The sequence below is a fragment of the Cytophagales bacterium genome (genome assembly GCA_033344775.1).
Lineage (GTDB): Bacteria > Bacteroidota > Bacteroidia > Cytophagales > Cyclobacteriaceae > JAWPMT01.
Genome location: JAWPMT010000006.1, coordinates 1 through 14,860, shown reverse-complemented (window position 1 = coordinate 14,860; position 14,860 = coordinate 1). Strand labels below are relative to the sequence as shown.

Here is a 14,860-nt window from a genome sequence, read left to right as displayed (position 1 = left end):
CATCTAAGGAAGTGCTAAGGAATTTGCTCTCGTTGTAAAATTTGATCATTGTGTTGAATATGCTGGCTTGCATGTAACACAACGTAACTTATCATAACTTCAAGCCTATCTTTCGAATAGGTAAATGATGAGCTAAAAATATCTGTCTAATTCTACACACCAGGCAGAGGTCCGTGAGGGACTCCTTTATTAACGTTATGGCTGTTTCGCTTGCCTTTAACTTCCCCAAGAAAACCCTCTCAAATATATTGAGTTAGAACATAACAATGGATCATTTGCCCCGCTGCTTAAAACTATATTCAAGTCAAATAAGTATGCATTCACCATTTGCAATCTTATGGAAAATTTTGGCTGATAAATGTCCATGGATGCTTTCTTCTTGTTCATCGACTATTACGGCTTGCTTACCGAATTGATCGTCAATTAAGTAATGCTTTAATCTAAATTTCAGGATAGAACCTTAAGAGCTTAGATTATATGATAAACCTCAAACATTGGCTGTTTCTATTGGTTGTATCATTGCCAATTTTACTTTACGCGCAAACAGGTCCTGGAGGTGTGGGGGACAGACAAACTTTTAATACAGGTACTAATCCTGGGGATGGTCTTTCTATTTGGGTAGTTGCGGATTCAGCAACCTTCAACGGGTCCAATGAAGTAATTACCTTACCTAACCTCGCGGATGTTGCCGGGCTAGGTTTTGGAACGACCGTCGTAGCACCAACCTATATTCCCAACGCGCTCAATGGACACGCTGAAATCAGTTTTGCCGATGTGGTGGATGCCCTGGAATCTCAATCAGCAGTCGATGCCACGACTTTCCCTTCAAACGTTGCGACAATTCTTTATGTACTACGACATGATAACAATGAACAACGTTCTTCCTCTTATCAAACGGGAACTGACGGAGATTCGGGCAGTGGATCCAATAGGGTAGGAGCACATAACCCCTGGAATGGTGAGGTATTTTCGGATGTGGGTGATTGTGGTTGTGCGATCAACAATACCGATGACGATGGTAGGATCGTTGCAGATTATCAGGATGAATGGGTAGGTCAGTACGGTATCTGGATTTCCAGGCATAATACTTCACTCAAAGAACTTTTTAGAGACCAACTCATTCAATCTCAAGCCATCAATTCTGCCTTTACTCCCTTCAATCAATATGGTACGACAAACTTTTATCTAGGCCATACATCAACGGATAACTTTCAGGGAGATTTAGCGGAAATGGTGATGTTTAAGACGGATGTGAATGACGCCCAATTGGACATTTTGAGAAACTATTTTGCGGCTAAATATGACCTGGACATTGCAAATGACTATTACCTTTTTCAGGCGTCACACGGAGTAGATGTCATCGGAATCGGGCAAACCGGATCAGACACACACCTGGAGTCCAAATCGGCGGGGACTTTAACCATCAAGGGTGCCACCTCGATAGATACGGATGGTGATTTTGTATTTGCAGGACATGACAATGCTAATGGAACCAGTTGGACCACCAGTGAGCAAATAAATGGAGATTCCAACCTGGAACGAATTGCCCGGGAATGGCGATTTGATGCGACAGGAAATCCAGGTACCATCACCATCAGTATTGATCCGACAAACCTTCCGGCTTTCAATGCTGATTTTGGATTTCATACCCTATGGGTAGATGACGATGGGGATTTTACGAATGGAGCCACTCAATATCCGTTGACATTTAATGGGACCACTTCCGAATATGAAGCTTCCGGTATTACGGTTACAGATGGTATGTATGTGACCATTGGTGCCTATAGACCAGAGATAAACTTTGTACAAACTTCCTTTTCAGGTAAAGAAGATGCGGGAGATGCCGTATTCGAAGTTGCAATGGCGTATGCGGTTGATGCCAATGTAACGGTTGATTATGCTGTTTCTGGTACTTGCACGGAGGATTTACCTTCGGCAGGGACATTCACAATTGCCGCTGGTGCTACTTCGACTTCACTCAATGTACCGATAACTTCCGGCGATGCTTTTGAAACGGATGAAACGATAATTTTGACTCTGACGGGGGGATCTCAGTCTCATGGTACATTGGGTACTACTACGGTAAGTACGTACACCGTGTTAGACGATGGGACAAATGCAGCCAATACGGTACAGATTGATGCACCATTTGGTTATGGTTTCAAGAAAAGTGTGACTGTCAATAGCAGCATGGTCAGTGGTAGCAATGACCTTACTGACTTTCCTGTATTGATCAAATTCACGGATCCACAGCTGGCAACCATCGGCAATGGCGGAAATGTTGAACATGTCAATGGCTATGACATTCGGTTTACCTATCAGGATGACCTTACCTTTTTAGATCATGAAATCGAATATTATGATCAGACGACCGGTGAATATGTAGCATGGGTACGACTTCCGGTGTTTTCAGCCTCAGAAAACACCATTCTTGATATGTACTATGGTAATTCGTCTATTACCACCGACCCTTCTACTACTGGGGTATGGGTAGACTACCATGTGGTATTTCACATGAGTGACAATGATGATTCTTCACCTAATGGTTATGATGGAACCATACAAGCTGGTTCCACGGACATTGAAGCGGATGCTATCGCGGGCAGGTCCCAATTCTTCGACGGCAATGACGTGTTTCAGATTTCAAACTCCATGCCCGAATTGAATACGGAGTTCACTATTTCCATGTGGATGAAAACTGATAACATTTCAAATAATGCCAGGTTGTTTCATGATGACAATGGGGGACAGGGATATGCATTTTCACTGGGAGATGGGGGTGCAGGCAACATAAGATCATTCCAACGTGGCTTTTCTGGTGCCGGTATCATCGACGCAGTGAATACCCTTTCGCAGGATACGTGGTATCACTTGAATTTTGTAGTAGACCGGACCAACTTTCATCGGATTATCTACGTCGACGGGGCTTCTGACATCAGCGATCTTTCTGATAATTCAGGATCTACCTGGCAAACCCACACCGGAACCAATGGCAATGTGACCATAGGTGGCGAAGACAACACGACCTCAAGAAGGCATATAGGGAACTTTGACGAAGTGCGGGTTTCGTCGGTTGTAAGGAACGCCGATTGGATTGCGACAGAGTTCAATAGCATGGATCCTTCAACCAACTATCTGACCTTTGGAAGTCAGAGTGTGGTGCCACCATTGGTAGTGGGTGAAGATGCGGACAGTGTCAACCTTACGATTGCGCTTTCTGGTTTGGATGCCAATGATGTGGCTATTGATTATGCCATTACCGGAGGTACGGCATCTAGTGGTACCGACTATGTTTTGGCGGCAGGAACTGCGACAATCACCGCAGGTAACCTTAGCACAATCGTCACGATCGATATTACGGATGATGCTCAGGACGAAACGGATGAGACATTGACCGTTTCCCTTTCAAATCCTGTTTCAACTTCAGACGTAAGTCTTGGTGCTGATAATGAAATAGAGATCACTATTCTGGATAATGATGATGGACCTACGATTGCAGCATCTGATACCATCATTTTCGTCAATGAAGGCTCAGATTTAAGCATATGGACCGTTGATTTAAGTGCCTCTTCCGGCCAATCGATTACGGTAGATTACACGATTGCCGATATAAGTGCTACTTCAGGAACGGACTACATCTTGAGTAGCGGCACATTGACTGTGCCAGTAGATTCTACTTCCGCTGAAGTTGGTTTTAACATCATCGATGATGAAATCATAGAATTGGGAGAAACCTTCTCAATTACGCTCTCCAACCCTGTAAATGGGCTACTTGATGCTGATTTTGATGAGATCATTGTAACCATCAATGATAATGACAACTTTGGTATCGATGGACCTGGTGGAGTGGGTGATGCGGACGGTTCAGGAACACTGGTGATGTGGATGATTGCCGATTCAGTGACCAACACAGGGAACAATACCGATGCAACCTATTGGGAAAACGAGATCAATAATCCAGGTCTGGACATGCAACCAGATATTGCTAATCCGACTTATGTAGAAAATATTGCTAATGGTCATGCGGCTGTGAGCTTCAGTAGTACGGTCAATGATCGCATGACCAGTGTGGATAATCTGAGTGTCGCTACATTTCCTTTCAATGAGGGGACTGCATTTATAGTTACCACACACGATAACCTTTTCCAGCAATCTACAGTGTATGGTACCATCAATATGGGGACTCGTTTCAATTCTCACATGCCGTGGAATGGTAATGCATTCTTCGACATAGGGACATGCTGTACCCCGAGGATCCAATTTACTTACCTAAACGAATGGGTAGGAGAACCCTCTTTATTTAGTAATGTGGTAAGTGCCAGTGGCGTTAATGTGGGTCAAAGGGCTTATCGAAATGGTGTTTTGGTGGGTTCAGACAATGACGTGGGTACTGTTTTAGATCATACAAGCGGTAAGTTTACGTTAGGTAGAGCTAGTGTGGACAACTTTGCCGGAGACATCATGGAGTACATCATGTACACCAGTCCGGTGAATGCTGCTCAGAGAATCATTACTGAAAATTACTTAGCCGCTAAGTATGGGCTTTCTATAACCAATGATTTTTATAGTTTTCAGGCAAGCCATAGTGCAGAAGTCATTGGCATTGGACAAGAAGATTCGGAGAATTTCCATACTGCGGCCAAAACCGGCCTGATTACGATATCCAACGCCAGTGATTTAGGAGACGGGGATTATGTTTTTGTAGGTCATGATAATCAATCTATTTCAGCGTGGGGGACGACCGATGTTCCTGCCGATTTGAATAACATTCAGCGCATTGAAAGAGAATTCAGGGTAGATGTCACTGGTAGTCCTGGTACGATCTCTGTGGCCATTGACGCAAGTCTCTTACCAACACTGCCCACAGATTTTACCGAATACGTCTTGTTAACGGACGATGATGGAGTTTTTAGTGCTGGTGCAACCATCTATGCCATGACAGAAGTGAGCGGTGAATTCATTGCCAATAATATTGAGATTGCGCAGGGGACATATTTCACCATAGCCACTCATCGCAGAACCATCGAATTTTCACAAAATGCGCTCCAGGGGGTAGAAAGTACGAATAACACCATCAGCCTGACTTTGTCCGTAGCGTCAGGTTCAGACCTATCCATTCCATATACCATCGCCGGAACGGCCACTTCAGGTGCTGATTATTCCATCGCTACAACGGGTTCTTTCGTCATTAGCGCAGGTAGAACGGATGAAATCATTGATTTAGGAATTTTGGATGAGTCTGAGATTGAAACGGATGAAACGATTGTGATTACCCTTGGGGCTGCACCAACAGGAACCTTACTTGGCACCAATGCTGTATTTACATACACCATCACCGATGACGATAATCAAAGAGATATTGAATTCAGAAATCCTTGTGATTATGGCTTCACAAAGACCATCACCATTGACAACACGCAGGTAGACAATGCCGATGGCGCGGACCTTATCAACTTCCCGTTGTTGGTCTCATTTACAGATGGCGATTTAGCAACCGTAGCCAATGGGGGCAATGTTCAAAACAGCAATGGCTATGATATCGCCTTCACTTACCGCGATGCGCTAATCTGGCTTGATCACGAAATAGAAAGGTATGATGAAACGACCGGAGAATACATCGCCTGGGTACTCATTCCCACGCTTGACTTCAATGAAGATACCGAATTGTCTATGCATTACGGTAATAGTAATATTACCACAGATCCTTCTGTTTCTTCTGTTTGGTCGGAGTACGTTGCCGTATGGCACATGGGTGGAGATGTAAGAGATTCATCACCAAACAGTTATGGGGGTACGGACAATGGTACGTCCGATGTAAGTGCTAAGGTTGGGAATGGTCGGGATTTTGATGGTGCCGGTGATTTTATCGAATTGGCTTCTTTTCCTAATTTGCAGACCGATTTTACGGTTACGGCATTTGTTAATCCCGATACGGATGAGAACGGGCAACGGGTATTTATAGATGATGATAATAATTCTAATGGTTATTCTTTGTCGCTTTTCGACGGGAATAATGTTGGAAGAGTCAGGTTCTTTAGCAGAGGTGCCGGACCCACCAGTGTAGATTTTAATGGTTCTGGAATCAGTGCGTCTTCAGGATGGCATTATGTTTCTGGTGTGGTGAACGTAGAGTCAGCAGATGGAGCTGGTAGCAGATCCATTTATGTCGATGGTGCACTAGGTACGACAGGAGCCAATGGCAATGGAGGTTGGGGTGTTGACGTGGGTAGTGCCGCAATAGGAGGAGAGACCCTGTCAGGCGAAACCAATAACCGCTTCAATGGCCAAATGGATGAAGTGCGGATCTACAATGGGTTGTTGAGTGCTGCCAGAATAGCCACAGAGTACAACAACTACAACAATCCGTCGAGTTTCTATTCCGTAGGGGTTGAAACGGCAAGTGCTTCTTGTCTGATCGCAGAAAATAGTGCGGAGCAATTGGAAATTACCGTTGCTGTAAATCCAATCGACAATGTAAGTGCCACCACCGTGACTTATACGGCAACCGGCGGAACGGCTGTAAACAACGAGGATTATACATTGGTCTCGGGGACGGTAACCATTCCTGCGGGTCAACAAAGTGCAACCTTCCAGTTTCCGTTGATCAATGACCTGATCGATGAAGAGAATGAGACGATTGAAATCTCACTTTCCAATCCTTCAATTAATGCGAAAGTTGGATCCGAAAGTACCACCACTTATACGATTTCAGACGATGATACGGGTCCGGAGATTGGTTTTGTAGATATCGTTTCTGTAGCGAATGAAGGAGCAAGTGTGGTGGCACTGACCCTTGAACTTGGACTGGAATCTGGAAATAATGTTAGTGTAGATTATGCAGTAACAGGCGGTGATGCGGTTGCCGGTACAGACTATATTGCCTTGACGGGAACGGCTACAGTGCCAGCAGGAAGCTTAACAACGACCATTAGTTTCCAGCCAATCGATGATGTAGAAATTGAAACGCCTGAAACGGTACAGATTACCCTCTCGAATCCGGTAAACGGATCTCTTAAAGCAAGTTTTGATGTGCATACCGTGACCATTGCTGACAATGACGATTTAGGATTCGAAGGTCCAGGTGGCGTAGGGGATGTCGAAAACGCGCTTGGAGAAAACCTTTTGAAATTATGGCTGATTGCTGATTCTGTTAACTTTTCAGGAAGCAGTGTTACCAGTTGGAATAATATTATCCAAAATGTCAGCGTGGATTATGACATGGTGCCTGTCGGTACTGCTCCGGATGTGGTTGATAATGCGGTGAATGGTCACAAGGAGATCAGTTTTAAGAACCTTAGCGATGCATTAGTTTCGGAGGGTACGCTAACTGCTGCTAGTTTTCCTGGTAATGAGTTATCCATTTTCATTGTATCGGAAACTGACAACCTGAATCAGAATTCATATGCCTATGCCACAGACAATAATGTATCCGGAACAGTAGATGCAAACAGTGTCAGTGCCTCGATTCCAAACAGTGCTGGAAATGCAGTATTTGACCTGGCCGGTGACGATTTCAGTACCACCTATCTTCCTGCATGGGCGGGTAATCATAGTATATTCACTCATATTGTTTCATCAGACACTTTCCTCGTGTACCGAAACAATGGTGTTTTAGTCAATAGAGATGATGCTAATGCCATATTTACAGAGCATACTGAATTTAATTTCTATCTGGGTAAAGACGGCACAGAATTCTATCAGGGAGATATCGCAGAGGTGATCATGTTCAGTCGAGATGTCAACGCTGCACAGACTAACTTGATCAATAACTACTTAGCAGCGAAGTACGACCTTACCATATCGGATGATCTATACAATTTTGAAGTCTCCCATGGGGTAGAAGTAGCTGGAATAGGACGAGTAGATATCAATAATCAACATGTAGCGGCACGGGCGGGGATTGTGACGATCAGCAATGCGGATGATTTGGATGATGGAGAATATGTATTGTTTGGTCATGACAATGGTGGCGTCTCTTCATGGACGACCAGCGAAATTCCTTCTGCAGGGATCCAAAGAACCGCCAGGGAATGGAGGTTTGATAATACCGGGTCTCCTGGAACCATCAGTATTGCCATCAATGCGGATTTGCTTCCAGCACTTCCAAATGGAAATGAAGACTACATTATTATGACGGATGCGGATGGCGACTTCACTTCAGGTGCAACAGTCATCAATACGGTATTCGTTGACGGCCAGTACATAGCAAACGATCTTTCTATCACTTCCGGTGATTATGTAACCTTCGGTATCATTACCCGGTCCATTTCCTTTGAGTCGGTTGCACTTTCAGGCTCGGAAACTATTGCTGCAAATGCAACCGTACAATTAAGCCTCGAAAGTAGTACGGACGTTTCGGTAGATTATGCCATTACTGGTGGAACGGCTACCGGAAGTAATGCGGATTACTCCTTAGCTGCCTCGGGACAGCTAACATTCATCGCTGGACAAACAACTGCCAATTTACCACTTGGTATTATCAATGACTCTGATATTGAAAGTGATGAAACCATCATCATCACGCTGAGTAATTCACCAGCGGGAGTTTCACTGATCGATGAAGTATTTACCTATACTATCAACGATGACGATAACGCACGAAATATTCAGTTTAATGTAGATAATTCATCTGGAGCGGAAAGTGTGACAAACATTTCCCTTCAGGTAGATTTAAGTAGTGTAGATGCTACGAATGACACGAAAGTTTATTATGCGATCACTGGAGGAACAGCGGAAGCAAGCCCAGCACCAGATTTTACCTTTACGGCCGATACCCTTACTATTCCCGCCAACCAAACATCCGGTACCATTGATTTCACCATTCTTGATGATGTATTAAGTGAAGATACTGAGACCATCGAGATAAGTTTAAGTAGCCCGATCAATGCAAACCTTGGAGCTAATGTAACACATACATATTCCATCACCGATAATGACGCAGCAGTAACTGTCGCATTTCAAAGTGCTGCCACAACCATTGATGAAGGTGGAAGTATCGCACCAATTGTAGTAGAACTGTCTGCCACCTCAGGGCAAGATGTAAGTATTGATTTTGCGGTTACCGGAGGTACGGCAACCGGAGGTGGGACCGATTATAGTTTATCCGCTGGGACATTGACCATAGCTGCAGGAGACCAACTGGGAACAATCAATGTCGCATTGACAGATGATGGCATAGAAGAGAGTGCCGAAACAATCATTCTCACGATTAGTAATGAAATGGGAGGGACTTTGGGCGGTCAGACGACCCATACCATCACACTTTCAGACAATGATGCTGCTTTTGGTTTTTATGGACCGGGAGGCGTAGGCGATAACGAAAGTAACATGCTCTGGCTGGATGCAACAGCGGTCAATGGAAAAGGAGTCGCCAATGCGATGGATGGTGCCAGTGTGTCGACCTGGAAAGATCGTTCTGGAAATGGAAATGACTTCACAGCAATTGGTACGGCTCCGTCGTTTGATGTTGATGCTTTTAATCTGAGGAATACGGTGGTTGTTTCTAGTTCTGTTCAAGGATTCCAGTCGCCTCGTGGATTTAGTAATGCCTTGTCCAATTATTCATTCCTTTCTGTGATGTCACAGACGAGCGGCGAGTATCTAATCGAAAATAACACCGCGGCTACCGGAGCATTCAGATTAGGACAAGGTGCTACTGGGCTCTATAGCCTGGATGGAACAAACGGACCGGTTAGTACGAGTACATCCGAAGATATTACTACCTGGCTTTTTGATAGCCAGGATGGATCTAACAACGCCCAAATTTTTAGAAATGGTGTTGCTGTAGGTGCGGATAATAACTTCCAGGTAATGGCCATTAATGACAATTTCGCTTTGGGGAGCAGAGATGCTGACCAGACACAGGCAGCGGCAGACTTTGGTGGTAATATATCGGAGTTCATTATTTATAGAAATGTCCTGAATGACGCCCAGAAAATCATTGTAGAAAACTATCTGGCCAACAAATACGACCTTACTATACCTAATGATAACTATGCTTTCGAAGGAACCTATGGCTTCGACATAGTGGGAATTGGTCGGGCAAATGATGAACAGCACCTACAGTCCATGTCTGATAGTTTATTAATGATTAGTGGACCAAGTGATCTGGATAACAATGAATTTGTTTTTGCAGGGCATGATAATGGAGATGATTTGACCTGGACGACTACTGAAGCTCCAAGTGGAGGTTCCAGTGTAAGAAGGTTGGCCAGAGAGTGGAGAACAGACATTACAGGAGCTCCTGGAACGATTATTCTGATGATCGATACATTAAAATTGCCAGCGCCGCCAACGGGATTTGACCAATATGTGATTTGGACAGATGATGATGGCGACTTCAGGTCCGGAGCGGTGACTTATCAGGTAGAGTACTCTGAGATTTTTGGATTCCATGTTTCGGAAGAAGTTACGATCGCCTCTGGTACCTATATTACCATAGGCGTTGGACAACCCGTGGTGCAGTTTTCACTGTCGGATTCAAATGGCGATGAAAACAATACCAATCCGAGTATTGAAGTAGCACTGAATTTTACGCTGGGCGCTGATGCCACTGTGAATTATGCAGCAACCGGTGGAACTGCAACTGGCGGAAATGTAGATTACTTACTAGAAAGTGGCACAATCACTATTGCTGAAGGCCAGTCGACAGCAAACATAAGTCTCGGTATCATCGATGACGCGATCGAGGAGGGTGATGAAACCATTCAGGTGACACTCACCACACCTTCTTCTAATGTAGCCCTGGGAAGCAATACGGTACATACCTATACGATTAATGATAATGATAACTCCGAAGGAAGAACAGTAACCTTTAATTCAGCGGGACCCGGAGCCGGGTCAGAAGCTTCTGCGGCAAGTCCTATTCAGGTACAGCTAGATATTAATATACCGGATGATGATGTACCCACTACCGTAGATCTGGTTGTTATTTCCGCAGGTTCTGATGCGGCAGATGAGACAGATGATTTTACGTTGAGTACCTCAACGGTTACTTTTCCGGCAGACAATACGACCACCTCAATGACATTTGACATCACTATAGTTGATGATGTCATTTTTGAAGGAACGGAAACTATAACCATTCAGTTGACCAATCCGGCCAATGCAGACCTTGGCGCGATTACAGAATATACGCTTGATATTACTGATGATGATACGGCACCCGTGGCGGGATTCACTACTGCAAATTCTTTCATTGGAGAGTCTGGGGGGACTGCAAACATTGAGGTCAGCCTCGACATGGTTGCTGTAAATGATGTGTCCATTGATTATTCCGTAACCGGGACGGCATCTTCGGGTGCAGATTATACCCTGGATGATGGGTCTTTACTGATTCTTGCTGGTGAGTCGAGTGAAAATATTCAGGCAGTCATTGTCAATGACTTGATCACAGAATCCGCAGAGACGATCACGATCACCCTTGATGCTGGCATAAACGCTACTATTGGTGGAACAACCGTACATGTTTTGACCATCAATGATGACGATCTAACAGGAAGTACGGGACCGGGAGGAGTCGGGGATAACTCAGGTAATCTATTGTGGTTGATTGGAGATAATTATTCAGGAGGTACTTGGACAGATGTTTCCGGGAATAATAATGATTTCACTGGCCCTGTGTCCACTGGGACATTAAATAATCAAGCTACAATTACGCTTAATGGGACACAGACACTGACCAGAGCCAGTGCGATCAGCGGGGAGAGTGATTATGACATTTTTACGGTTTCAGAATCCATCATTGCGACTGATCAAATTATCTTCAGGGGTGAAGATGCCACCAATGATCTGATCCTCGGTTTTGAGCATGCCAGTGGTGCTTATCAGGATCAGGATGGAGTATTTGAAGGGGGTGAAATATCCAACGCTACCCCCGTTTTGATTCAGTACAAATTGGTTAGCGGCTCAGGACTGGCCGAAGTATTGACCGATGGAGCTGTGTTAAGTTCCGGAATAGATTATACGCCAACAGAAATTGGTGCGAACAGTACGATTGGAGATGGTTCAATAGGTCTGAATGGGGAATTAGGAGAATTAATTGTGTACAATAGTGGTTTGAATGATGCTCAGGAAACGATTGTCCAAAATTATTTAGATGCTAGGTATAATATTGGAATCGCCAATGATTTCTATGCTTACAATGGTTCCTCCTCCACAGATTTCAATTACAATTTGATCGGAATTGGTCGACAGATAGGGATAGAAAACTTGCATGTGACTGCTACCAGTGAGGAATTTTTAGTCATATCAAATCCCAATAATCTGGATGATAACGAATATGTCATGATCGCCAATGATGGGCAAGACATGTCATCCTGGACCTTTACGGGAGCCCCGGCGAATGGCAGTACCAGGATCATAGAAAGAGATTGGAGAGTCGATGTGACTGGTTCGCCAGGAAGCATTAGTTTTCAAATAGATACCACTTATTTGCCAACACCTCCAGTCAATGGCTTGACGTGGGCTTTAGTGGTTACTTCCGATGGTGACTTTACCAATATTGATACGACCATTCCACTCACCCCGATTTCGGGTAACGTAGTAGGAGTTGATGGATTGACCTTTAATGATGGTGATTACTTCAAGATCGCTCTGGTTCAATATCAGTCAACGGGAATGAGCAATGACTTTAACAACCCTATGGCCTGGACCACTGGAGTAGTACCAACGACTGGTACCAACGCCAGAATTGTAGATGGACACAACTTATTCCTTTCCAGTAACAGTGAAATTGGGTCTTTGACCCTAGAAGGAACAGGCTCTTTAGACCTTGACGGCTACACGTTAGAGCTGAGTGAAGGGTGCATAGAACTTACAGGATCAGGAACAATTGATGTGAGTGATAACAATTCTACCATTGGTTATACGAATCCAAATGTGATTGAACAATGTGTAACCGGTATGACTTATAATAACCTGTTTACTAATGGACCAGCCGGTTCAACCAAGTATTTGACCGGGGATATAGTGGTGACGGGGAATGTAGATTTCGAGAGTAGTGGAGGTACGGCTGCATTCTTCGATGTGAGAAACATAGGAACCACAGATGATTATAATATAGAAATTGAAGGTAACTGGATCAGCGAGATTACTTTCTTGCCAAGAACCGGTACGGTTACTTTTGATGGAACCTCGACGCAAACAATAAATACCTTAGGTGGTGAGACATTTAATAACCTGACCATTAATAAAGTTGGGGCTACTACAAGAACTGACAGTACGTTAACGATGGGGTCTAATGTCACTACTGATGGAACCTTGACCCTGACCAGTGGATTTGTTGATCTTACGAGTTTTGATTTCAATGTCAATAGTAGTTCTTCTATCACCGGTGGTGATGAGCGAGCTTACTTTATCGTCGATGAAGTTGGTGTACTGAGACATGCCGTCACCAGTACGGGAACGTTAAACTTCCCCATCGGAGATGAGGATGATTATGCTCCGTTTACGTTCACCCTTAATTCAGGAACGCTAAGCAATTCAAATGTTACCATCAATATGAGAGATGCGATCCATACGAATATTACCGAATCTATTTTTATCAGTAGGTACTGGTCGCTGGAAAACGAAGGCATCGTTAATCCTAATTATAATGTGACTTACACATACACCGACGATGATGTAGTTGGTACGGAATCTAGGCTAAGGGCTCGAAAATTCTCTACTTCAGGAAATGAGATAGGTGGCTCTGTAAATGCTGGGACAAATATCGTAACCAGTGATACTTACACAACATTTTCTGACAATACTGCTGAGTCAGTTGAAATTCCACTTCCCGTTACATTGCTTTCCTTTGACGGAGTAGCTGAGGATAAGATCGTGATCCTCAATTGGGAAACGGCAGCAGAATTGAACAACGATCGTTTTGAGATCGAATGGTCTGAAGATGGTTCTTCTTTCATCTATATTGGGGAAGTGGCCGGAAATGGCACCACAGATTTCCGGAATGCTTATCGATTCATTGATGATCAGCCGCTGCCGGGTATCAACTATTATCGTTTCCGACAGGTAGATTATGATGGCCAATTTGAGTACAGTCCGATCATTGCTGTGATCGTGCAGGAATTCTTCGAAGAAGTGACATTCAAAGTTTATCCTAATCCGGTGACGGAAGGTAAATTCAATATTAACCTGGATGGCTTCCGTGTGGGTGAAGAGGTTGTGCTTTCTGTGATGAATATGTCAGGTCAGAAGGTCTTCAACCAACGTATAGAAGCCTCCGATGAAGATCAGGAAATCTATTTACCTCAAGACACACCAAGAGGAATCTACACGATCATCTATCAGTTCCGAAACCAATTGAAGAGTGACAAGTTGTTGATTGCTAGGTAAGGAGTTCCATATTGAATCCATTTTCTGATCGGGAATCGCAGATTAGTCTTCTTCTGATTTAGTGTAATTAAATTAACGTGAATAACGGATTAGCAATTTGGTCAAATCTCTGATTTTTAAGCATTTTACACAAAATGTCTGTATACAGCTCATTGACCTTTTCCCGGACTTAAGTGAGTTATCAACGTTTTGTTGCATTGAAAAAGAAAGTTGCCATGACCTGAATGATGCCACGCAAAAAAGGGCTAGTAAAATATAAAAGTATCAGTTATCGACTCAACTCATCAGAAAGTATAAAACTTCACAGAAATAGCAGGAAGAGGCTTTTGCTCCAATGTTGTTTCCTGATTGTAGAGAGGCTTTGGGTGGGACTATGATGACGCGAGTCATTTAAAAGGTGTCAACCGAGAATCAAGGGTGGCTTATGTCACTGTCGGGATGTTGTCAAAGAACTTACCCTACGGGAGGATTTACTGAGTTTCCAATCAATTACCTTGGATCATGGTATATCGATTGATGCAGAATA

The 14,860-nt window shown here is 43.9% G+C and carries 1 protein-coding gene; it reads left to right on the top strand.

Going from position 1 to position 14,860, the window contains the following annotated elements:
* Positions 1–477 precede the first annotated feature (477 nt).
* On the top strand, positions 478–14,334 hold the full coding sequence (locus tag R8G66_29790) for a DUF2341 domain-containing protein (protein MDW3196606.1): 13,857 nt from the start codon (positions 478–480) through the stop codon (positions 14,332–14,334).
* Positions 14,335–14,860: the final 526 nt, after the last annotated feature.

What these genes read in the sequence shown, in the direction of transcription:
- R8G66_29790 (MDW3196606.1), top strand. Translation starts at nt 478, where the DNA reads ATGATAAACCTCAAACATTGGCTGTTTCTATTGGTTGTATCATTGCCA.